General features: G+C 73.1%; 16 protein-coding genes. 13 read left to right on the top strand and 3 right to left on the bottom strand.

Going from position 1 to position 23,083, the window contains the following annotated elements:
• Positions 1 to 38: 38 nt before the first annotated feature.
• The 3 genes from OHB01_RS07970 to OHB01_RS07960 are packed head-to-tail and all read left to right on the top strand — an operon-like array spanning position 39 to position 4,522.
• A complete protein-coding gene (locus OHB01_RS07970; RefSeq protein WP_142649434.1) occupies positions 39 to 2,057 on the top strand; it encodes an FAD/NAD(P)-binding protein in 2,019 nt (672 codons plus the stop codon).
• Complete coding sequence (gene pcaB, locus OHB01_RS07965) at positions 2,057 to 3,436, top strand: 3-carboxy-cis,cis-muconate cycloisomerase (RefSeq protein WP_142649433.1); 1,380 nt, start codon at positions 2,057 to 2,059, stop codon at positions 3,434 to 3,436. Before OHB01_RS07970 ends, pcaB begins: the two co-directional genes overlap by 1 nt.
• 9 nt (positions 3,437 to 3,445) lie before the next feature.
• Positions 3,446 to 4,522, top strand: coding sequence for a nitronate monooxygenase (locus OHB01_RS07960; protein WP_261985735.1), 1,077 nt, complete (start codon positions 3,446 to 3,448; stop codon positions 4,520 to 4,522).
• Between the two features lie 9 nt (positions 4,523 to 4,531).
• Here the strand turns inward: OHB01_RS07960 and OHB01_RS07955 are convergent, their stop codons facing one another.
• Positions 4,532 to 5,467 carry an NADP-dependent oxidoreductase gene (locus OHB01_RS07955; protein WP_328855163.1) on the bottom strand — a complete coding sequence of 312 codons (936 nt, stop codon included), beginning with the start codon at positions 5,465 to 5,467 and terminating at the stop codon, positions 4,532 to 4,534.
• 81 nt (positions 5,468 to 5,548) lie between these two features.
• Here OHB01_RS07955 and OHB01_RS07950 point away from each other — a divergent pair, with 81 nt between their 5' ends.
• On the top strand, positions 5,549 to 6,118 hold the full coding sequence (locus OHB01_RS07950; RefSeq protein ID WP_147943036.1) for a TetR/AcrR family transcriptional regulator: 570 nt from the start codon (positions 5,549 to 5,551) through the stop codon (positions 6,116 to 6,118).
• Positions 6,119 to 6,154: 36 nt separating this feature from the next.
• Here the strand turns inward: OHB01_RS07950 and OHB01_RS07945 are convergent, their stop codons facing one another.
• The gene (locus OHB01_RS07945) at positions 6,155 to 6,307 is read right to left on the bottom strand and encodes a hypothetical protein (RefSeq protein ID WP_187280607.1); all 153 of its coding nucleotides are present in this window, start codon (positions 6,305 to 6,307) and stop codon (positions 6,155 to 6,157) included.
• A gap of 184 nt (positions 6,308 to 6,491) precedes the next feature.
• Here OHB01_RS07945 and OHB01_RS07940 point away from each other — a divergent pair, with 184 nt between their 5' ends.
• Together OHB01_RS07940 and OHB01_RS07935 are read left to right on the top strand one after the other, a co-directional pair.
• The gene (locus tag OHB01_RS07940) at positions 6,492 to 7,676 is read left to right on the top strand and encodes an ROK family protein (RefSeq protein ID WP_142649430.1); all 1,185 of its coding nucleotides are present in this window, start codon (positions 6,492 to 6,494) and stop codon (positions 7,674 to 7,676) included.
• A 439-nt stretch (positions 7,677 to 8,115) separates the two neighbouring features.
• Entirely contained in the window at positions 8,116 to 11,163 is a 3,048-nt protein-coding gene (locus tag OHB01_RS07935; protein ID WP_328855162.1) for a discoidin domain-containing protein, read from the top strand.
• A gap of 93 nt (positions 11,164 to 11,256) precedes the next feature.
• Here the strand turns inward: OHB01_RS07935 and OHB01_RS07930 are convergent, their stop codons facing one another.
• Positions 11,257 to 12,537 carry an ATP-grasp domain-containing protein gene (locus OHB01_RS07930; RefSeq protein WP_328855161.1) on the bottom strand — a complete coding sequence of 427 codons (1,281 nt, stop codon included), beginning with the start codon at positions 12,535 to 12,537 and terminating at the stop codon, positions 11,257 to 11,259.
• A 350-nt stretch (positions 12,538 to 12,887) separates the two neighbouring features.
• Between OHB01_RS07930 and OHB01_RS07925 the strand changes: the two genes are divergently transcribed.
• The 7 genes from OHB01_RS07925 to OHB01_RS07895 all read left to right on the top strand — a co-directional run bounded on the left by OHB01_RS07925 (position 12,888) and on the right by OHB01_RS07895 (position 23,075).
• The gene (locus OHB01_RS07925; protein WP_142621117.1) at positions 12,888 to 13,196 is read left to right on the top strand and encodes a chorismate mutase family protein; all 309 of its coding nucleotides are present in this window, start codon (positions 12,888 to 12,890) and stop codon (positions 13,194 to 13,196) included.
• Positions 13,197 to 13,251: 55 nt separating this feature from the next.
• A complete protein-coding gene (pabB, locus tag OHB01_RS07920; protein WP_142649428.1) occupies positions 13,252 to 15,327 on the top strand; it encodes an aminodeoxychorismate synthase component I in 2,076 nt (691 codons plus the stop codon).
• 2 nt (positions 15,328 to 15,329) lie between these two features.
• On the top strand, positions 15,330 to 16,421 hold the full coding sequence (locus tag OHB01_RS07915; protein WP_328855160.1) for a prephenate dehydrogenase/arogenate dehydrogenase family protein: 1,092 nt from the start codon (positions 15,330 to 15,332) through the stop codon (positions 16,419 to 16,421).
• Positions 16,422 to 16,426: 5 nt separating this feature from the next.
• Positions 16,427 to 18,118, top strand: coding sequence for a class I adenylate-forming enzyme family protein (locus OHB01_RS07910; protein ID WP_142649426.1), 1,692 nt, complete (start codon positions 16,427 to 16,429; stop codon positions 18,116 to 18,118).
• Positions 18,119 to 18,306: 188 nt separating this feature from the next.
• Positions 18,307 to 19,389 (top strand): 3-deoxy-7-phosphoheptulonate synthase, encoded by a 1,083-nt coding sequence (gene aroF, locus OHB01_RS07905; protein ID WP_142649425.1) that lies wholly within the window; start codon positions 18,307 to 18,309, stop codon positions 19,387 to 19,389.
• A gap of 120 nt (positions 19,390 to 19,509) precedes the next feature.
• Positions 19,510 to 21,600: a molybdopterin oxidoreductase family protein gene (locus OHB01_RS07900; RefSeq protein ID WP_240971704.1), complete on the top strand. Its 2,091-nt coding sequence runs from the start codon at positions 19,510 to 19,512 to the stop codon at positions 21,598 to 21,600.
• Positions 21,597 to 23,075 (top strand): FAD-dependent oxidoreductase, encoded by a 1,479-nt coding sequence (locus tag OHB01_RS07895; RefSeq protein ID WP_142649423.1) that lies wholly within the window; start codon positions 21,597 to 21,599, stop codon positions 23,073 to 23,075. Before OHB01_RS07900 ends, OHB01_RS07895 begins: the two co-directional genes overlap by 4 nt.
• Positions 23,076 to 23,083: the final 8 nt, after the last annotated feature.

Genomic DNA, 23,083 nt, shown 5'->3' with positions numbered 1-23,083 from the left:
CACGACCTGATCGGAACTGAGGGGAACCGGAGGAGCGGATGAACACGACGACACGATCGACCCGGCCGTTCGAGGTGTGCGTGATCGGAGCGGGGCCGCGCGGCATGTCGGTGATCGAGCGGCTGTGCGCCAACGCGCGCCGGCTGCCGCCGCGGGCACGCCTCCTGGTGCACGTCGTCGATCCGTACCCGCCGGGGGCAGGCCAGGTGTGGCGCACCGACCAGCCGGGGCAGCTACTGATGAACACCGTCGCCTCGCAGGTCACGCTCTTCACCGACCCCAGCGTCGACATACGGGGGCCGCTGGAGACCGGCCCGAGCCTGTACGAGTGGGCGCGCCACCTGGTGCTCTTCCCGGACGGCGTCGAGGAGCACGTGCTCGCCGAGGCGCGGCGGCTCGGGCCCGACACCTACCCCACCCGCGCCTTCTACGGCCGCTACCTGCGCTGGGTGTTCGAGCGGGTGGTCGCGCGGGCGCCCCGGCAGGTGGAGGTGCGGGTGCACGCCACCCGGGCGACCGCGCTCGACGACGTGCCCGGCACCGGCGCGCAGCGGGTGGTGCTGGAGGACGGCACCGTGCTCGGCTCGCTCGACGCGGTGGTCCTGGCGCAGGGGCACCTGCCGGTCGAGCCCACGGACGCCGAGCGGGAGGCCGCCGCGTACGCCGCCGCCCACGACCTGGTCCACGTGCCGCCCGCAAACCCCGCCGATGTCGACCTCGGCGACGTACGTCCCGGGGAGGCGGTGCTGCTGCGCGGCCTCGGGCTCAACTTCTTCGACCACATGGCGCTGCTGACGATCGGGCGCGGCGGCCGGTTCGAGCGGGGTGAGGAGGGCCGCCTCGTCTATCGGCCCTCCGGCCAGGAGCCCCGCCTGTACGCCGGATCGCGCCGCGGCATTCCGTATCAGTCGCGGGGCGAGAACGAGAAGGGCGTCGAGGGCAGGCACGAGCCGCTGCTGCTCACGCCGGGCAGGATCGCGTCGCTGGCCGCGCGCTCGGCCGCCCGCGGCGGGCTCGACTTCCGCGCCGACCTGTGGCCGCTGATCGCCAAGGAGGTCGAGACCGTCTACTACGCCACGCTGCTGGCGCGGCGGGAGTGCGAGTGCGTGGCCGATCGCTTCCGCGCCGCCTACCTCGCCTTCTCCTGGGGCGACCCCGGGGAGGCCAAGGTGCTCGACGCCTTCGGCATCGGCGAGGCGGTCCGGTGGGACTGGGAGCGCGTCGCCGAGCCCTACCGGGGCATCGGCTTCACCGGGCCCGACGACTGGCGCGAGTGGCTGACCGCCTATCTGCGCACCGACCTGACCCAGGCCCGCGCGGGCAACGTGAGCGGGCCGCTGAAGGCCGCCCTCGACGTGCTGCGCGACCTGCGCAACGAGGTCAGGCAGGTGGTCGACCACGGCGGGCTCACCGGGCGCTCCCACCGCGACGACCTCGACCGGTGGTACACGCCGCTCAACGCGTTCCTGTCCATCGGGCCGCCGGCCGAGCGGGTGGAGCAGATGATCGCGCTCATCGAGGCCGGTGTGCTCACCGTCATCGGTCCCGGCATGCGGGTGCACGCCCGCGACGGCGTCTTCGAGGCCGAGTCGGCCGCCGTGCCGGGCTCCGCCGTACGGGCCAGGGTGCTCGTCGAGGCGCGGCTGCCCGAGATCGACCTGCGGCGCACGGCCGACCCCCTGCTGCGTCACCTGCTGCGGACCGGCCAGTGCCGGGCGTACGTGATCGGCGGGCGGCGCGGCGACACCGGCTACGAGACGGGCGGCCTCGCGGTGACCCGCCGGCCCTACCGGCTGCTCGACGCGGACGGGCGGGCCCACCCGCGGCGGTTCGCGTACGGCGTGCCCACCGAGTCGGTCCACTGGGTGACGGCCGCGGGCGTGCGGCCGGGGGTGAACTCCGTGATCCTCGGCGACTCCGACGCCATCGCCCGCAGCGTGCTCGCGCTGACGCCCGCGCGTGCCCTGCCGGACCGCCGCCGCGTCGCACGCGTGGCCCCCGGACCCCGTACGGCTCTCGCCGCCTCCGCGTGCGCCGCGACCCGGGCGGGTGTGTGATGAACGAGCTGGATATGGGCCTGCTGGCCCCGGTGCGGGTGGGTTCGGCGGCGGAGCGGGCGACCGGCGACGGCGCGTGGCTGCGCGCGATGCTCGACGCGGAGGCCGCCCTGGTCCGCGCGCAGGCCCGGCTCGGGGTCGTCCCCATGGAGGCCGCGGAGACCATCGGCAAGGTGGCGGAGGCGGGCGGCCTCGACCTCGCGGCCCTGGCCCTGCGCGCCCGCGAGGCGGCCAACCCGGTCGTGGCGCTGGTCGAGGACCTGACGGCGGCCGTGGCGGTGGTGGATCCGGCCGCGGCCGAATATGTGCACCGCGGCTCGACAAGCCAGGACATCATGGACACGGCCGCCATGCTGGTGGCCGCGCGGACCCTCGATCTGATCACCGCCGACCTCGATCGTGCCGCGACCGCGCTCGCCGGGCTCGCGGCGCGGCACCGCGACACGCTCATGCCGGGCCGCACGCTGACCCAGCAGGCGGTGCCCACGACCTTCGGCCTGAAGGCGGCCGGGTGGCTGCACGCCGTACGCGAGGCCGCGGCCCGGCTGCGCCGGGTGCGCGCGGAGCTGCCCGCCGAGCTCGGCGGCGCGGCCGGCACGCTGGCGGGCTACGTGGAGTACGCGCGGATCGCGGGGGTGCCCGGCCCGGAGTCGTACCCGGACCGGCTGATCGCGGCGTTCGCGGCCGAGGTGGGGCTGGCCGAGCCGGTGGTCCCCTGGCATGTCCTGCGCATTCCGATCGCCGACCTCGCCGGGGCGCTGGCCCTCGCCGCCGGGGTGCTCGGGAAGATCGCGGTTGACGTGCAGTCGCTGTCGCGCACCGAGGTGGCCGAGGTCGTGGAGCCTGCCGCCCCCGGCCGGGGCGTGTCGTCGGCGATGCCCCACAAGCGCAACCCGGTCCTCGCCACCCTCGTGCGGTCGGCGGCGATCCAGGTGCCCGCGCTCGCCGCGAGCCTCCACCAGTGCCTGCTCGCCGAGGACGAACGGCCCGCCGGCGCCTGGCACGCCGAGTGGCAGCCGCTGCGCGAGTGCCTGCGCCTGGTCGGCGGGGCCGCCGCCGTGACGGCCGAGCTGGCCGAGGGACTGGTCGCGTTCCCCGAGCGCATGCGGGCCAACCTCGCGCTCACCGGCAGCCTGACCGTCACGGAACGGGCGGCGGCCGTGCTCGCGCCGGTGCTGGGGAAGGTCGCCGCCAAGCGGCTGCTCGGGGAGGCGTCCGCGGAGGCCGCCGCGTCCGGGCGTCCGGTGGCCGAGGTGCTGGAGGAGCTCCTGCCCGTGCCCGAAGGGCTCGACCTGGCCCGGTTGTTCGACCCCGCCGACTACACGGGGGCCGCCGGAGCGCTCGTCGACCGCGTTCTAGGCTGCTGTCCAGACGAGTGAGGAGGCACCGTGACCGGTCGCGCCCTTCCCTTCGGGCCGTCGAGCCCGATCATCCAGGCGCCCATGGCGGGCGGCCCGTCCACCCCGGCTCTGGTGGCGGCGGTGTCCGGGGCGGGCGGCCTCGGGTTCCTCGCCGCGGGTTACCGTACGGCGGAGGACGTGCGCCGGGACATCGCGGCGGTGCGCGAGCGGACGGACCGGCCGTTCGGGGTGAACGTCTTCGTCCCCGACTTCGCGGCGCGGCGGGAGCCGGGTGACGACGCGGCGGTGGCCCGCTATCGCGAGGAGCTCGCCCCCGAGGCCGAGCGGTACGGCGTGACGCTGCCGGAGGCCCCCGCCTGGGACGACGACGCGTGGGACGCCAAGATCGACGTGCTGGTGGACGAACGCGTGCCGGTGGCCTCCTTCACCTTCGGCTGCCCGCCGCCCGAGGTGACGGCCCGTCTCCACGACACCGGAGCCGTGATCATGGTCATGGTCAACACCCCGTGGGAGGCGGTCGCGGCGGCCGAGGCCGGCGCCGACGCGGTGGTGGTGCAGGGCCCGGGAGCGGGCGGGCACCAGGCGGCCTTCCTGACCCCGCCGCCGGACTGGCCGAACTCCTGGACGGCACCCGACGACCTGCCGGAACTCGTGCGGCTCGTGCGTGAGACGACCGATGTGCCGCTCGTCGCGGCCGGGGGGATCATGGACGGCGCGGACGTCGCCGCCGCCCTCGCCGCGGGCGCGGTCGCCGCGCAACTGGGCACGGCGTTCCTGCGCACCCCGGAGAGCGGGACGCATCCCGTGCACAGGGCCGCCCTCGCCGACCCCCGCTTCACCCGCACCGCGTTCACCCGGGCATTTTCCGGACGCACGGCACGCGGCCTGGCCAACCGGTTCATGGCCGAGCACGAGGCGTCGGCGCCCCCGTACTACCCCCAGGTGCACCACCTGACGAAGGGCCTGCGCCGGGCGGCGGCCGAGCACGGCGACCCCGAGGCGATGGCGCTGTGGTGCGGCCACGGTTACCGCCGCTGCCGCGACCTCCCCGCCGCCGCCCTCGTGGACACCCTCATGAAGGAACTCGCGACCGCCCGCGCCTGACGGCCGGAGTCACAGCGTGATCACGATCTTGCCGTGGACGTGGCGTCCGGCCTGCAGCGTCACGGCGTCGCGGATCCGCTCGATCGGGAAGGTCGCGGCGATGGGCACGGTGATCGCGCCGGCGAGGATCGCGTCGGTGATCCGCTCCAGGTCGGCAGGGGTGGCCTGCTCGCCCCCGGTCGCGCGTACGCCGCCGGGAGGGTTCGGGCCCGCGGCGATCGTGGAGATCCGCTCGGGTGACACGCCGAGCGCGAGCGCCGCCTCGGCCGTCTCGGTGCCGAACAGGTCCGTCGCGGCGGTCACACCACCGGGAGCCAGCGCCCGCACCCGGTCCGCGAGCCCCGGGCCGTAGGTCACGGGCTCCGCGCCCAGTGATCGCAGGAAGTCGAACGTGCCCTCCGCGGCGGTCCCGATCACCCTTGCGCCGGCGAGCCGCGCGAGCTGTACGGCGAACACGCCGACGCCGCCGGCCGCGCCGCCGACCAGGAGGGTGTCGCCGGATCGCAGGCCGATCGCGTCCAGAGCGGCGACGGCGGTCAGACCGGCCACCGGGAGCGTGGCCGCCACCTCGTCGCCGATGCCGTCCGGCGTGTGGAACAACGCGCCGGGCGCCGGAGCCTTCATCACCAGGAAGTCGGCGGCGGCCCTCGCCATCGCGCCTCCGTAGACACGGTCGCCCACGGCGAAACCGCCGGCCCCTTCGCAGGCCCCTTCGCCGGCCTCGTCGACGACGCCCGCGAAGTCGTAGCCGAAGCCGGACGGCAGGGTGAGACCGAACATCGTGGCCGCCTCGGGGGTCGAGGTGATGATCCAGTCCATCGGGTTCAGGCCGGCGGCCGTCACGCGGACGCGTACCTCGCCCGGACCGGCGTGCGGCTCCGGGACGTCGCGCAGCTCCAGCACCTCGGGACCTCCGAACGTCTCGTAAACGACGGCTCGGCTCATGGGGACCTCCGGACAGCACTGATGGGACTTGGTCCCATCACCATACATGAGTGATGGGACCAAGTCCCGTACACTTGCCTCATGGCCCGCTGGCAGCCCAACGCGTCGGAACGACTGATCCTCGCCGCCCTCGAACTCTTCGAGGAGCGGGGCTACGAGAACACGACCGTCATCGAGATCGCGGAGCGTGCCGGGCTGACGAAGAGCACCTTCTTCCGCCACTTCCCGGACAAGCGGGAAGTGCTCTTCGGCGGAGACACGATGAGCGGCCTGCTCGCCAAGGGCATCGCCGAGGCGCCCGCGACCGCCACGCCGTTGGAGGCGGTGGCGCACGCTCTCGACGTGGTCGGGAAGGAGGTCTTCACCCCCGACCGCCGCGAATTCGCCGCCCGCAGGCTGGCGGTGATCGCCGCCCACCCTGAACTGCAGGAACGCGAGGCGCTGAAGGGCCTCGGCCTCACCGCGTCGATGGCCGACGCGCTCACGCGGCGCGGAGTGCCGGGCCTGACCGCGTCCGTGGCCGCGCAACTGGGCGCGCTGGCCATGAAAATCGCCTACGAGCGCTGGAGCGCCACGACCGGCGGCGACGACTTCGGCGAGCTCGCCCGCCAGACGATCATCGAGCTCCGCGCCGCCGGCACCCTGTGCTGACCGCGTCTTCCTGCTGACGCCGCCCGGTGGCCGCCGTCAGGCGTCGGGCCGCGTGCTCCGCATCTCGTCGCGGAGGCGTTCTCGCGCTGCCGTGACGTCGGTCTCGAACGCCGAGTCCGAGGTCCCTGCGCTGCTCGCCAGAAACGCCTCGACCATGCGGCCGTCCGCGACGGGGTGGGAGCCGATCACCGGAGCGGAGTAGCCGCGGGGCGCATGCGGTGTCAGTTCACGGTCTGGAAGAAGGGTGGGGACGACACCGCGTCGTAATGGACGGGTAATCCGGAGATGGCACGGTGAAGAGGTCGGACAAGGGCGGAGGTGCTTGTTTTCGCCTCTGAACTAAGATGACCGTGTCGCGACGGGGAGGGTGGTCATGGCGAGGCCTCAGCGCAGGACGGTTCGGGATATCCGCAGGGGCAACCGGGCCGTGTTGCTGCGCACGCTCTACTTCTCCGGCCCGACCAGCAGAAACGACCTCACCGCCCGCACCGGGCTGAGCGCCGCCACGGTCAGCACGATGACCGCCGACCTGCTGGGCGAGAACATCGTCATCGAGGCGGGCCAGGTGGAGTCGGACGGCGGCCGGCCCCGCGTGCTGCTGCGGGTCAACCCCGAGTACGGCTTCGCGGTCGGCGTCGACGTGGCGGAGACGCACGTCCGGGTCGGGCTGTTCGACCTGGAGATGACCGAGCGGGCCAAGGTGGACTACATGCTGCGGCCGGCCCGCCACGATCCCGAGCTGATCGCCCGGCACATCCTCGCCGGGGTCGACGTCGTGCTGTCGGACGCCGGGGTGTCCCCGGAGCAGGTGCTCGGCATCGGCGTGGGGGTTCCCGGCATAGTCGAGCCGGGCGCCGACGGCGTCATCCACGCCAAGACCTTCGGCTGGGACGGCGTGCCGCTTGGAGCGCTCCTGCGCCGGGGGACCTCGCTCCCGCTGTACGTGGACAACGGCGCCAAGACGATGGGCCAGGCCGAGCTGTGGTTCGGCTCGGGCCGGGGCGCCTCGGAGGCGGTCATCGTGCTGCTCGGCGTGGGGGTGGGCGCGACCATCGTGGCCGACGGCACCACGTTCCGCGGGGTCAGCAGCAGCGCCGGGGAGTGGGGCCACACCAAGATCGTGGCGAACGGGCGGCCCTGCCGCTGCGGCGGCCGCGGCTGCCTGGAGGCGTACATCGGGATCGAGGCCATCCTCGACCGGGCGGGAGTCACCTCGCGGGGCGACTGGGAGGAGGACCTCGCGGGCGTACTGGCCTCGAATTCTTCGGTGGTCGAGGAGACCGTCACCTATCTGGGCGTGGGCCTGGCCAACCTGGTCAACCTGATCAACCCCGAGAAGATCGTGATAGGCGGCTGGGTGGGGGTCCAGCTCGGCGAGAGCCTGCTGCCCGACATTCGCCGCGCCACCGCCGCCAACTCGCTGGCCGAGCCGTACGCCGCGACGTCGATCGTGCTGGGCCGCCTCGGCCCCGACGCGGTCGCGCTCGGGGCCGCCACGCTCGTGCTGGAGGAGTTCCTGAACGCGCCGCAGGTCGCGCGGATCACCGCCGCCGGCTGACGACACGGCCCGGGCTTCACGGAAGGGCCCTGCACGCGGCCGGGCGCTGGCCGGGCTTCATGCGACCCCGCACGCGGCCGGGCGACGTAGGAAACCCCGCGCGTGGCGGGGGGATGAGGCACGCCTTACGGGACCTCCTTGTGCATGCCGGGACCGAGCCGCGCGCCGAAGTGCCCCGGAGGCGGGCGCCGCGCGAGGGGAAGGGGAGCGGCGGCCGCGGGTGATCCGGCAGTGTTAACGGGCGGGGAATCGGTCGGACTCGTGACGTTGGAGAGCGCTCTCCCGGAGACTAACATCCGCCGGGGCGCCGGAGTCAACCGATAATTCTGGTCGTGAACTAAGCCTTGACATAAGCGATCAGGGGGCGCACGCTCATGCCGCTGGACCTCTCTCATCCCCCGCACCCTCGCCCGAGGGGCTCCGCACCGAGGAGACGTACATGCCTCCATCCTCCCCGCCTCACCCCGCGCACGGACGGCCGCGCAGGCGGCGCGGGCGCTCCGGCCTGGTCGCGGCCGGGCTCGTGGCGCTGGCGACCTTCGCGGCCGTGACCGGCGTCGTCCCCGCCACCTACACCGCCGCGGCGGCGGCCTGCGGCACCACCAACGTCGCGCAGGGCAAGACCGCGTCGGCCTCCTCGACCGAGAACGCCGGGACGCCGGCGTCGGCGGCGTTCGACGGCGATGCCGGCACCCGGTGGTCGAGCGCGTTCAGTGATCCGCAGTGGATCCAGGTGGATCTCGGCAGTTCGCAGCAGATCTGCCGGGTCGTGCTCAACTGGGAGACCGCACGCGCCCAGACGTTCAAGATCCAGGTCTCGGCCGACGGGTCCACTTGGTCGGACGCGACCGCCACGGTCAACGGCGTCGCCGGGACGCAGTCGCTCGACGTGTCGGCGACCGGCCGCTACGTCCGGATGTACGGGCTCACCCGCGCCACGGCGTACGGCTACTCGCTCTGGGAGTTCGCCGTCAACACGGAGACGGGTGGCGGTGGGACCACCTGCGGCACCACCAACGTCGCGCAGGGTAAGACCGCGTCGGCCTCCTCGACCGAGAACGCCGCGTCCCCGGCGTCGGCGGCGTTCGACGGCGATGCCGGCACCCGGTGGTCGAGCGCGTTCAGTGATCCGCAGTGGATCCAGGTGGATCTCGGCAGTTCGCAGCAGATCTGCCGGGTCGTGCTCAACTGGGAGACCGCACGCGCCCAGACGTTCAAGATCCAGGTCTCGGCCGACGGGTCCACTTGGTCGGACGCGACCGCCACGGTCAACGGCGTCGCCGGGACGCAGTCGCTCGACGTGTCGGCGACCGGCCGCTACGTCCGGATGTACGGGCTCACCCGCGCCACGGCGTACGGCTACTCGCTCTGGGAGTTCGCCGTCAACACGGAGACGGGTGGCGGTGGGACCACCTGCGGCACCACCAACGTCGCGCAGGGTAAGACCGCGTCGGCCTCCTCGACCGAGAACGCCGCGTCCCCGGCGTCGGCGGCGTTCGACGGCGATGCCGGCACCCGGTGGTCGAGCGCGTTCAGTGATCCGCAGTGGATCCAGGTGGATCTCGGCAGTTCGCAGCAGATCTGCCGGGTCGTGCTCAACTGGGAGACCGCACGCGCCCAGACGTTCAAGATCCAGGTCTCGGCCGACGGGTCCACTTGGTCGGACGCGACCGCCACGGTCAACGGCGTCGCCGGGACGCAGTCGCTCGACGTGTCGGCGACCGGCCGCTACGTCCGGATGTACGGCCTGACCAGGGCCACGGCGTACGGCTACTCGCTCTGGGAGTTCGCCGTCAACACCACCGGCGGCGGTGACGACGGCGGTCCCGGCCTGCCGGGTGGCGGCGACCTCGGGCCGAACGTGAAGATCTTCGACCCGTCGATGTCGAGCGCGAGCATCCAGAACACGCTCGACACGATCTTCAGTCAGCAGGAGTCGAACCAGTTCGGCAGCGAGCGCTACGCGCTGCTGTTCAAGCCGGGCACCTACAGCGGCCTCAACGCCCAGATCGGCTTCTACACCTCGATCTCCGGCCTCGGCCAGTCGCCCGACGACGTGACGATCAACGGTGACATCACCGTCGACGCCGGATGGTTCAACGGCAACGCCACCCAGAACTTCTGGCGGTCGGCGGAGAACCTGGCCGTCGTGCCGGTCAACGGCACCGACCGCTGGGCCGTGGCCCAGGCCGCGCCGTTCCGGCGGATCCACGTGCGCGGCGGGCTGAACCTCGCCCCCAACGGGTACGGCTGGGCCAGCGGCGGCTACATCGCCGACAGCAAGATCGACGGCACGGTCGGCCCGTACTCCCAGCAGCAGTGGTTCACCCGCGACAGCACCATCGGCGGCTGGACCAACGCGGTGTGGAACATGGTGTTCTCCGGCGTCGTCGGCGCTCCGGCGCAGAGCTTCCCCAACCCGCCCTACACGACGCTGGCGACCAGCCCCGTCACCCGGGAGAAGCCGTACCTGTACGTGGACTCGGGCGGCGCCTACCGCGTGTTCGTCCCGTCGCCGCGGACGAACTCGAGCGGCGTGACCTGGGCGAACGGCCCGACCCCGGGCTCGTCGATCCCGCTGACGCAGTTCTACGTCGCCAAGCCGTCCGACAGCGCCGCCACCCTCAACCAGGCGCTGAGCCAGGGCCTCAACCTGCTGTTCACGCCTGGCGTCTATCACCTCAACCAGACGCTCAACGTGACCAGGGCGAACACGGTGGTGCTCGGGCTCGGCTACGCCACCCTGATCCCGGACAACGGGGTCGTCGCGATGAATGTCGCGGACGTCGACGGCGTGAAGATCGCCGGTCTGCTCTTCGACGCCGGCACGGTCAACTCGCCGGTGCTGCTGCGGATCGGCCCCGACGGCGCCTCGGGGAGCCACGCCGCCAACCCGATCTCGGTGCAGGACGTGTTCTTCCGGATCGGCGGCGCGGGACCCGGCTCGGCCACGACGAGCCTGGTCGTGAACAGCGACAACACGATCATCGACCACATCTGGGCGTGGCGGGCCGACCACGGCGCGGGCGTGGGCTGGAACACCAACCCGGCGGACACCGGCGTGATCGTCAACGGCGACAACGTCATCGCGTACGGCCTGTTCGTCGAGCACTACAAGAAGTACGAGGTGATCTGGAACGGCGAGGGCGGCAGGACGATCTTCTTCCAGAACGAGCTGCCCTACGACCCGCCGAACCAGGCGTCCTGGATGAACGGCTCGACCCGGGGCTACGCCGCCTACAAGGTGGCCGACAACGTGAACACGCACGAGGCCTGGGGCATGGGCAGCTACTGCAACTTCAGCACCGACCCCTCGATCGTCGCCGATCGCGGCTTCGAGGTGCCCGACAAGACGGGTGTGAAGTTCCATGACCTGCTCACGGTGTCGCTGGGCGGCGTCGGAACGATCGCCCACGTCATCAACAACACGGGCGGCGCGGCCCAGGGCACGGCCACCGTCCCGGTCAACGTGGTCAGCTACCCCTGACCCCTGGTGTAGGCGACCCTTGATGTAGGCGACCTGAAAAGCCGGGCGCGGCGGGAGGCGCATCGCCTCCCGCCGCGCTCCGCGCGTCCACGACTACATCCGGACGCCGGCGGTCTCCAGCAGGTGGATCCGTACGGCGTCCCGCACGCGTATCTCCAGCTCGTCCAGCTCGGCCGGGGTGGCGGCGTCGATGAGGAACGTCACCGCGCGGTCGTCGGAGCTGTGCAGCGGCCCGAGCTCGGCGCCGCGGTCCTTGAGCACGAGCACGGCGCGCAGCGTGGGCGGGTCGTCCGGGGCGCCCGGCTCGACCTCGGGCCACAGGCCGCCCTCGCCGACCCAGGCCGGTGAGACGCCCGGCCAGTCCACCGTGACGTCGCCGAGCCGCCCGGGCTCGTGCTCCAGGTAGACCTGGCGGGCGTACCGGCGCGGCGCGGGATAGGCCGCGGGCTCGCCGAGGGCGATGCGGATGATCTCCGGCTCCATCGGGGCGCCGGTCGCGAGCGAGTAGAGGATCGACAGGCCGTCGCCGGGAGTGCGCGCGGCCACCTCCATCAGATAGGGGCGGCCCTCGCCGTCCACCCGCCATTCGGCGTGCGCGATGCCGTCGGCGAAGGCCAGCCGTTCGAGCATGCGCCGGTTGGCGTCGAGGATGATCTGGTTCACGCCGTCCAGCTCGTTCGGCACCGAGTGGGACAGCTCGACGAAGGTGCGGGCGCCCGACTCGGTCGTCTCCTTGCGGGTCACCGAGGCGAACAGGACCCGGCCGTCCTGCACCAGGCTCTCCACGGAGAACTCCTGGCCGGTCACCTTCTCCTCCACCAGCACCGTCTCGTGCGGCAGATACGCGTCGAGCCGGGCGCGCAGCTCGGCGGCGTTGTGCACGGTCTCCACACCCGAGCTGGAGTGCCGGCTCGCGGGCTTGACCACGGCGGGGAACGACACGCCCTCGCCGGTGAACGCGGCGCGCCCGGCCGCGGGGACGACCACCGAGGCCGGGCTGAACTCCGGCAGATACCACCGCTGCAGATACTTGCTGCGGCAGGCGCGGGTGGCCCGCAGGCCGGGAGAGGGCAGCCCGAGAGCGTCGGCGACCAGGCCGGTCGGCTCGACCAGGGTCTCGCCGACCGCGTAGACGCCGGTGATGTCGTAGCGGTCCCGCCATGCCCGTACGCCGGAGATCACGCCGGCCGTGAACGAGTTGTCGGTGTTGACGTCGCCGTCGGTGAAGGCGATCTCCTCGATGACCGAGGCCGGGTGCGCGGGGTCGCGCATCTGGGCCAGGGCCTTCTCCCGCCAGGAGGCCGGCGTGACCACCAGGATCTTGAGCCCCCGGCGGGACAGTTCGCGCAGATAAAGAGGGGCCCGGCAGATCACCAGGAATGATCCGGTAAGTACGAATGCTCGAGGTTTCACTTTCGCCACCGCCGTTTCTCGCACGTGCTCACAGGCACTTCGCGAACGGACATTAGTTCCGCCATTTTCGGACGGTCAATGAAATTTCCCGATCATTCGGGATGACCGGTTTCCCGATAGGGGTGGACCGGGGTCGCCGGCCGCCTCACGCCCGCCCTGCCTCGGGGTTCCGAGAAGTCCGAGGTCGTCCTGGATTGTCCGGCCGCGCTGTGGGGCCGTTAGGGGTTGTGAGAAATGCGCGCCCGACCGAATCCTGAATTCGTTCCGATAGGGCCGGAACATCCGTGAACCCCCGATTGGAGGGCTGTTCAATGGCTGGCAACGGCGCCGGAGAAGACGGTCTGGAGACGCTGCGGGCCTCGCTCGACCGTATCGACGAGTCGCTGCTCGACACACTGCGCAGGCGTATCGAGTGCTGTGTGGAAATCGCGCATTTCAAGCGTGAGCACAACGTCCCGATGATGCAGCCCCACCGCATCGGCATCGTGCAGCGGCGGGCCGCCCGATACGCGCAGGACCACGGAATCGACCCCGACTTCCTGCGCCGCCTCTACGACCTCGTCATCGCGGAGACCTGCAGGGTCGAGGACCTGGTGATCGGCGATGTCGCCGCTCGGTGAGCGCGGCGCCGGCGACTCACCCGGCTATTTCGACACGGCTTGGAGGAACCCCGGCATGAGAACGATCCTGATCGACAATTACGACTCGTTCACCTACAACCTCTACCAGCTCCTGGGTGAGGTGAACGGACAGCCGCCGGTCGTGGTGCGCAACGACGCCGACTGGTCCCAGGTGCCGATCCACGAGTTCGACAGCGTCGTGATCTCCCCGGGTCCCGGCCGGCCCGAGCGGGCCCGCGACTTCGGTGTGAGCGCGCGGGCCATCCGTGAGAGCGGGCTGCCCGTGCTCGGCGTCTGCCTCGGCCACCAGGGCATCTGCCACCTGTTCGGCGGCACCGTCACCCACGCGCCGCAGCCGATGCACGGCCGCGTCTCGCAGGTGCGCCACACCGGGGCCGACATCTTCGCCGGCCTGCCCTCGCCGTTCTCGGTCGTGCGCTACCACTCGCTGGCCGCCACCGACCTGCCGGACGAGCTGGAGGCCGTGGCCTGGACCGACGACGGCGTGGTCATGGGGGTGCGGCACCGCACCGAGCCCATCTGGGGCGTCCAGTTCCACCCCGAGTCGATCAGCAGCGAGCACGGCCGCGAGCTGCTGGCCAACTTCCGCGACCTCGCGCTGGCCCACCGCCGGGCGAGGGAGGAGCGCGCCGCCGCCGCCCGCTCGCCGTACCGGGTGCACGTGCGCAGGCTGCCGCTGCTGCCGGACGCGGAGAGCGCCTACCGGGAGCTGTTCGCGGGCAAGGAGCACGGCTTCTGGCTCGACAGCAGCTCGGTGATCGAGGGGCTGTCGCGGTTCTCGTTCATGGGCGACGGCTCCGGCCCGCTCGCCGAGTACGTCACCTACCGGGTGCCGGAGCGGACGGTCACCGTCAGCCGGGCCGACGGGTCGCGGCAGCGCATCGAGCAGCCGTTCTTCGACTACCTGGACGAGCAGCTGCGTGAGCGCGCCGTGCCGGCGCCGGAGGGCCTGCCGTTCGACTTCAACCTCGGCTACGTCGGCTATCTGGGCTACGAGCTCAAGGCCGAGGCGGGCGGCCAGGCCGCGCACCAGGCCGAGGAGCCCGACGCGGCGCTGCTGTTCGCCGACCGGATGCTCGTGCTCGACGCCGTGGAGAAGGTCTCCTACCTGCTCGCGCTGACGACGAACGAGGAGGGGGACACCGACGGCGGCGCGCTCGCCTGGCTGGACGAGACCGCGGCGCGGCTGTTCTCCCTGCCGCGGCACGAGCCGCCCGAGCCGGTCGCGTTCGCGGGGATCGGCATGACCGACCCGGCGATCGCCGGCGTGGTGGAGATGCGGCACGACAAGCAGGGCTACCTCAGCCGGATCGGCGAGTGCCTGGAGGAGATCTACCACGGCGAGTCCTACGAGATCTGCCTCACCAACGCGGTCACCGTCCGCGCCGAGATCGACCCGCTGCGGACCTACAGCCACCTGCGGAAGATCAGCCCGGTGCCGTACGGCGCGCTGCTCGACTTCCCCGACGTCGCGGTGCTGAGCGCCTCGCCCGAGCGGTTCATGACGATCGGCCCCGACCGGGTCGCCGAGTCCAAGCCGATCAAGGGCACCCGGCCGCGCGGCGCGACGCCCGAGGAGGACGAGGCGCTCCGCCACGACCTGCTCAGCCGGGAGAAGGACCGCGCCGAGAACCTCATGATCGTCGACTTGATCCGCAACGACCTGAACACGGTCTGCGAGGTCGGGTCGGTGCACGTGCCCCGGCTCTTCCACGTCGAGACGTACGCGCCGGTGCACCAGCTCGTCTCCACGATCCGCGGCACGCTGCGGCCGGAGGAGTCGGTGGTGACCTGTGTGCGGGCCGCCTTCCCCGGCGGTTCGATGACCGGCGCCCCGAAGATCCGCACGATGGAGATCATCGACCGCCTGGAGGAGGGCCCGCGCGGCGCCTACTCCGGCGCGCTCGGCTGGTTCTCCCTCGGCGGGGCCACCGACCTCAGCATCATCATCCGCACCCTCGTCGCCACCCGCGACCGGGTCAGCTTCGGGGTCGGCGGCGCGATCGTGGCGCTGTCGGACCCCGAGGAGGAGTTCGAGGAGACGGTCGTCAAGTCCCGCGCCATGATCACCGCGGTGCTGGAGACCGCGGCCCAGACCGTGGGGGCCTGACGATGACCCGCGGGGACCACACGACGACGGATCACGGGGACCGCCGGACGGCGGACCACGGAGACACGGACCTGCTGCGGCGCTGCGTCGTCGTCGGCGGCGCGGGCGCCGTGGGCGGCCTGTTCGCCGGGCACCTGCTGCGGTCCGGCGCCGAGGTGCTCGTCGTCGACCCCGCGCCCGGCGCCGCCACCGGGGAAGGCGCCACCCGGTCCGCGCCGGCCGTGAACGTCGCCTCGCAGGAATCCACGGCAGGGGCTCCCCCGGCCGGTGAGGCGAGGGTCCTGCGGGGCGACATCACGGACATCGGGCCCGAGCTCGCCGAGGAGCTCGGGCGGGCCGACCTGGTCCTGCTCGCGGTGCCCGAGCAGGTGGCGCTGGCGGCGGTGAAGCAGGTGGCCGCCGCGATGCGGCCGGGCGCGCTGCTCGCCGACACGCTCTCGGTCAAGGGCCCGATCGCCGACGAGATCCTGGCCCACGCCGGGAACGTCGAGGCGGCCGGTCTCAACCCGATGTTCGCCCCGTCGCTCGGCTTCGCGGGGCGGCCGGTCGCCGCCGTCGTGGTCCACGACGGCCCGCGCACCCGGGCGCTGCTGCGGCTGGTCGAGAGCTGGGGCGGCCGTGCCGTACGGCTCGGCGCGCACGAGCACGACCGGCTGGCCGCGGCGACACAGGCGCTCACCCACGCGGCGGTGCTGTCGTTCGGGCTGGCGCTGGCCGGCCTCGGCGTCCGCGTCGCCGAACTGGCCGCCGTCGCCCCGCCGCCCCACGCCACGATGCTCGCGCTGCTGGCCCGGATCGCCTCGGGCACCCCGGAGGTCTACTGGGACGTCCAGTCGGCCAACCCGCAGGCCGCCGCCGCCCGCGCGGCGCTGGCCGACGGCGTACGCACCCTCGCCGGCCTCCTCGACGGCCGCGCGGACGGGGAGGCGGAGTTCGCGGCGGCCCTGGGCGGGCTGCGCGACCTCCTCGGCCCCGATCTCGGCTTCTACCGCGACACGTGCGCCGGGATGTTCGGCGCACTCCCCACCTACGAACCCCCTTATCAGCCCGGCCCCACCACGAGCACCTCATCTCCCGTCACTACCGAAAGGTGAGATCGATGACCATCTCCATCTCCCACGAGACCGTCCTCACGACGGAGCAGCGCGCCAGGCTCGCCGCGGACCCCGACCTCGGCGGCGGCAACCTGCTGACGAAGGCCATCGAGGCCAACCCCCACCCGGAGCTCCCGTTCATCCACCTGGGCAGGCCGCTGACCAACACCAAGGGCGAGCAGCAGACCGAGTGGAGCCTGCTGGAGCTGGACGAGCTGGCCCAGAGCTGGTCGGTGTGGTACCTGCGCCAGGGCGTGCGGCCCCGCGACCGCGTGGCCATCTACCTGGAGGACTCCTTCGCCTACTCCCTGCACTTCTACGCGCTGGCCCAGATCGGCGCGGTTGCGGTGCTGGTCAACAGCAAGGCCTCGCGCTACATCGCCACCGAGCTGTGCCGCCAGACCAACCCGGTCGGCATGTACACCGACCTCGCCCACCTGGAGATCCTCGGTGAGGAGTTCCACCTGCTGCCCGGCCTGCGGTGGACGCAGGTGGCCGAGGAGCTGCCCGCGCCCCCGGCGGCGAAGCTGCCGCAGGAGGCCCGCTTCCGCCACGTCGGCGAGGACCCGGTCTCGATCCTGCACTCCTCCGGCACCACCGGGCGGCCCAAGCCGGTCATCCAGACCCACCGCTCGTGCGTGGCCGGGCCGCGGTTCCGTCTCGTGGACCACCACGAGCAGCCGGGCGCCGTCATGATGACCGCGCTGCCGCAGTCGCACCTCGGCTGCATCGCCTACACGACGTACGCCGTGCTCGGCGGCACGCCGATCGTGCCCTGGTTCGACACCAGCGGCCCCGAGCTGGCCAAGGCCGTCGAGAAGTACCGCCCGACGACCGTCATGGCCTTCGGCCACGCGTACGCCGAGCTGGCCGCCGCGGACCTGCCGGCCGGATCGATCGACTCGGTCAACGTCTGGATCTCCATCGGCGACGCGGTCCACGAGAAGCACATCAAGGGCATCCTGGCCAAGCGCGACCCCTCGCTGCCGCCGGCCGCGTTCTTCGACCGTCTCGGCACCACCGAGCTGGGCTGGGGCGTGCTGCTGAAGGTCCGTACGCTCGCCGACGAGCGCAACGACCGCTGCGTGGGCAAGCCGGTCGGCGTCGCCGAGGTCGCGGTGCTGCGCAGGGACGGCACGATCGCCGACGTCAACGAGGTCGGCCTGCTCGGCGCGAAGGGCCCGGCGATCACCGCCGGATACTGGAGCGACTCCGACACGACCTACCGCAGCAAGCTGTCGGGCTACTGGCTGACCGGCGACATGGCCTACCGCGACGAGGCGGGCAACTACTTCCAGGTCGACCGGGCGGTGGACGCGATCGAGACCCCGACCGGCACCGGCTACTCGGTCTTCATGGAGGAGCTGCTGCTCAACGAGCTGCCCGAGGTCCTCGACTGCGCCGTGGTGGCGGGCATCCACCGCGGCCGTACGGTCCCGGTGGCGGTCGTGACGTCCAGCGCCGAGCGGCCGGACGCGCAGCGGCTGCTCAACGAGGCGAACGAGAAGCTGAAGGCCGCCGGTCACCCCGAGCTGACCATGCTGGAGGTCGCGCGCAGCGAGGAGGACTTCCCGGTCGGCGTCACCGGCAAGGTCCTCAAGCGCCGGCTGCGGGAGAAGTACAGCTCGCTGTCCACCTACATCCGTGAGAACAGCGGCAAGACGCTCGGCACGATCCTCAACGACGTCTTCGTCTGATCCCGCCCGCCGCCCCCGATTCCCGCCATCCCCGTGCGGATCAACGGCGATCCGCACCCGATCCGCGCCGCCGGGCCGGACATCCCCCCAGGACCGGCCCGGCGGCGCACACGCGGACACCATCCCGTCGCGACCCCGCACAGACCCGACAGCACGAAGACCCGACCACACGGATGTGGAGGACTCCCATGACCGACGCCGAGCTGTTGCTGGTGTTCGACTCGACGATCGATCCGTCCGGCATCGCCGGGTGGGCCCAGCACTTCGACTCCACCGGCACCACGACCACGACGTACCGGCTGGGCGGGGCGCACGTGATGGTGGCCCAGGGGCCCGGCGCCCTGCTGCCCCTCCCGGCCGACCTGCCCGGGCCCCGGCAGACGACGCGGGCGAGCGGCGGCTTCCGGCTCGGCCGGCGCGAGCTGTTCCCCTCGGGCACGGCCGTGACCATCGGCTCCGCGGTGATCGGGGACGGGGACGTCGCCGTCTTCGCCGGGCCCTGCGCCGTCGAGAACCCCGGGCAGATGATGTCCACGGCCGGGGCCGTCGCCCGGCACGGCGCGGTCGGCCTGCGCGGCGGCGCGTTCAAGCCGCGCACGACGCCCTACTCCTTCCAGGGCCTCAAGTGGGCGGGCCTCGACCTGCTGGTGCGGGCCAGGGAGGAGACCGGCCTGCCGATCCTCACCGAGGTGGTCGATCCCCGGCACGTCGAGCGGATGGCCGAGGTGGTCGACGGCTTCCAGATCGGCACCCGCAACATGCAGAACTTCGAGCTGCTGACCGAGGTGGGCCGCAGCGGCATGCCGGCCGTGCTCAAGCGCGGCTTCGGCTGCACGGTCGACGAGCTGCTCACCGCCGCCGAGTATCTCCTCGCCGAGGGCAACGACCAGGTCGTGCTGTGCGAGCGGGGGATCAGGACGTTCGAGGGGGCCACCCGCTTCACGCTCGACCTGTCGGCGGTCGCGCTGCTCAAGCGGCGCACCCACCTGCCGGTGATGGTCGACCCGAGCCACTCCCTCGGCATCCCCGACCTCATCGAGCCGCTCACGCTGGCCGCCGTCGCGGCGGGCGCGGACGCCCTGCTGATCGACGTGCACGTTCAGCCCGAGCAGGCGTTGTGCGACGGCAAGCAGGCGCTGCTCCCCGAGGACTTCGCCCGGCTGATGGGCCGCCTGGAGATGCTCGCGCTCGGCGTCGGCCGCCGGCTGTCCCCGGCCCCGGCCGCCGACTACTCCGAGATCCACGACGCCCTCACCTCCGACGTCGTCTAGCCGCGTACGAGTGCCGGTCGAGGAGGTGGAGCGATGCGCGCGGCGACGAGCACGCGCCTGGCGGACGCCGACGTCGGCGCCGTTGACACTCACTGTCCGTATTGTGCGTTGCAGTGCGGGATGACTCTCAGCCCGGCGGGCCGCGCCTCGGTGCGGGTGCGGCCCCGCGACCCGTCCGCGGGCGGACTGTGCCAGAAGGGCTGGACCTCCGCGGCCCTGCTCGGCTCGCCGGCCCGGCTCACCACGCCGCTCGTCCGGGACGGCGGCACCCTGCGCCCGGCGAGCTGGGACGAGGCGCTCGGCCTCGTCGCCCGCAGGATCAAGGAGATCTCCGCGGAGCGCGGACCCGACGCCGTCGCGGTCTTCGGCGGCGGCGGACTCACCAACGAGAAGGCCTACCTGCTCGGCAAGTTCGCCCGGGTGGCGCTCGGCACCTCGCAGGTCGACTACAACGGCAGGTTCTGCATGTCGTCGGCGGCGGCCGCGGCGCACCGCGCCTTCGGCCTCGACCGGGGGCTGCCGTTCCCCCTGACCGACCTGGAGGGCGCGGACGCGGTGCTGCTCGCCGGGGCCAACCCGGCCGAGACGATGCCGCCGTTCCTGTCCCACCTGCGCCGCGCCATGGACGCCGGGGGGCTGATCGTGGTCGATCCCCGGCGCACCCCGACGGCCGAGCGTGCGGCGCTGCACCTCGCGCCGGCCCCGGGCACCGACCTCGCGCTGGCGCTCGGCATCCTCCACGCCGCCGTGGCCGGCGGCCGGCTCGACCACGCGTACGTCGCCGAGCGGACGACCGGCTTCGAGGAGACCTGGCGGGTGGCCGCCGCCTGGTGGCCCGAGCGGGTCGAGCGGGTGACCGGCGTCGCCGCCGCCGACCAGCGCAGGGCCGCCGCGATGCTGTCCGAGGCCGCGAGCGCGTACGTGCTGACCGCCAGGGGGGTGGAGCAGCACGCCACGGGCGTGGACACGGCCGGGGCCTGGATCAACCTGGCGCTCGCGCTGGGCCTGCCCGGCCGCCGCGGCTCGGGCTGGGGCTGCCTGACCGGCCAGGGCAACGGCCAGGGCGGGCGCGAGCACGGGCAGAAGGCCGACCAGCTTCCCGGCTACCGGAAGATCGACGATCCGGCGGCCCGCGCGCACGTGGCACGGGTGTGGGGGATCGAGCCGTCCGCGCTGCCCGGCCCGGGGCGCTCGGCGTTCGAGCTGCTCGACGCGCTCGGCACCGGCGGCGGCCCGTCCGCGCTGCTGGTGTTCGGCAGCAACCCGGCCGTGTCGGCGCCGCACTCGGCCCGGGTGGCCGACCGGCTGGCCGCGCTCGACCTGCTCGTGGTCTCCGACATCGTGCTGTCGGAGACGGCCCGGATGGCCGACGTGGTCCTGCCCATCACGCAGTGGGCCGAGGAGGACGGCACGCTGACCAACCTCGAAGGACGCGTGCTGCTGCGCCGCCGCGCGCTGGCCCCGCCGCCCGGGGTGCGCACCGACCTGGAGGTCCTGCACGACCTGGCCGTACTGCTCGGGCAGCCGCCCGAGCGCTTCCCCGCCGACCCCGAGACGGTCTTCACCGAGCTGCGGGCGGCGTCGGAGGGCGGCCCCGCCGACTATTCGGGCGTGACCTGGGACCGGCTGCGCGCAGGGGAGCGGCTCCACTGGCCCGTCCCCCGGCGGCCCGAGCACGGGCAGCCGGAGCGCGACAAGCCGGGGCACGACAAGCCGGAGCACGACAAGCCGGGGCATCCGGGGACGCCGCGGCTGTTCCTGGACCGGTTCGCCCACCCCGACGGGCGGGCCAGGTTCGCCGCGGTGGACCACAAGGGGCCGGCCGAGCCGCCGGACGAGGAGTTCCCCCTGTACGCGATCACCGGGCGGGTGCTCCAGCACTACCAGTCGGGCGCGCAGACCCGGCGTGTGGAGGAGCTGCGCGCGGCCGTGCCCGAGGCGTACGTCGAGGTGCACCCGGACACCGCGCGGCGGGCCGGGCTGAGCGACGGCGCGGCGGCGGCGGTCGTCGGCAGGCGCGGGCGGGTCGTCGTCCCGGTGCGCTGCGTGCCGTCGATGCGGCCCGACGTGGTCTTCCTGCCGTTCCACTTCCCGGGCGCCCAGCGCGCCAACCTCGTGACGAATCCGGCGCTCGATCCCGTCAGCCGGATGCCCGAATTCAAGGTCTGCGCCGTACGGCTGACGCCGGCGGGCGAACGGGAGGCGCAGTGACTACCAGGGTCGTGATCGCCGGCTATGGCATGGCCGGCGCCCGGCTGGCGGAGGAGATCCGCCGCCGTGATCCGGCGGGAGAGCGCGTCGCCATCGTCGCGATCGGCGACGAGCCGCACCCGCCGTACAACCGGGTCCTGCTGTCGAACGTGCTGGCGGGCGCGATGTCCCCGGCGTCGGTGCGGCTGCAGGACGAGGGCTGGGCCGCCGCGCACGGCGTGGAGGTGCATCGGGGCCGCGAGGTCGTCTCGATCGACCGCGAGGGGCGCGGTGTCACGCTCGACGACGGCACACGGATCGGCTACGACGTGCTCGTGCTGGCGACCGGCGCGCGTGCGTGGGTGCCGCCGGTGGAGGGGCTGACCGGCGACGACGGCGGTCTCGCCCCCGGCGTGGCCACGTTCCGCACGCTGGACGACTGCGCCGCGATCACCGCCGGAACCCGCGGCGGCGTGCGGGTGGCCGTGCTCGGCGGCGGCCTGCTCGGCCTGGAGGCGGCGCGCGGCCTGGCCGAGCGCGGCAACGCGGTCACCGTCGTCCATCCGCGCCGCCACCTGATGGAGCGCCAGCTCGACGACGGCGCGGGCGAGGTGCTCGCCCAGGTCCTGCGCGGCCTCGGCGTGCGGGTGCTGGTGAACTCGCGCGCGGCCCGCTATCTGCCCGGCGACGGGCTGAAGCTGGACGACGGACGGCTGGTCGAGGCCGACCTCGTCGTCGTGGCGGCGGGGGTCCGCCCGCAGACCGCGCAGGCGTCGGCGGCCGGGCTCGCCGTCGACGGCGGCGTGCTGGTGGACGACGACCTGCGCACGAACGACCCGCTGATCCACGCCATCGGCGACTGCGCCCGGCATCCCGGCACGGTGCCCGGCCTGGTGCAGCCCGCCTGGGAGCAGGCCGCCGCGCTGGCCGCGCTGCTCACCGGCACGCGCTCGCCCTACCGCGGCACGAAGGTGGTGACCCGGCTCAAGGCGAGCGGGGTGGACCTGGCCTCGCTCGGCGACGTGCACGCCGGGCCGGACGACCCGCGCGCCGAGGTGCTGTGGCTCAGCGAGCCGGCCCGGGGCCGCTACGCCAAGCTCGTCGTCCGCGACGAGCGGGTCGCGGGGGCCATCGCGCTCGGCGTGCCCGACGCAGCCGCCACGATCACCCAGTTCTACGACCGCGGCCTGCCCGTGCCGCCCGACCGGCTCGCGCTGCTGCTCGGCCGGGCCATGCCGTACGGCGAGGGCGGGGCGCCCGGCGGCACGGACGCGGCGGCGCTGCCGGGGACGAGCGTCGTGTGCCGCTGCAACGCGGTCAGCAAGAACACGCTGGTCGCCGCGTGGCGGTCCGGAGCCCGCGACCTGACCGCCCTCGCCTCGGCCACCCGGGCGACCACCGGCTGCGGCACCTGCACCGACACGGTCTGCGGCATCGCCCGCTGGCTCGCCCGGGCCGACAAGGAGGACGCCGCGGGGGTGGCGCATGCCCAATGAGATCCCTA

This window comes from Microbispora hainanensis (assembly GCF_036186745.1).
GTDB lineage: Bacteria > Actinomycetota > Actinomycetes > Streptosporangiales > Streptosporangiaceae > Microbispora.
This window is presented reverse-complemented; position numbering and strand designations above follow the sequence as displayed.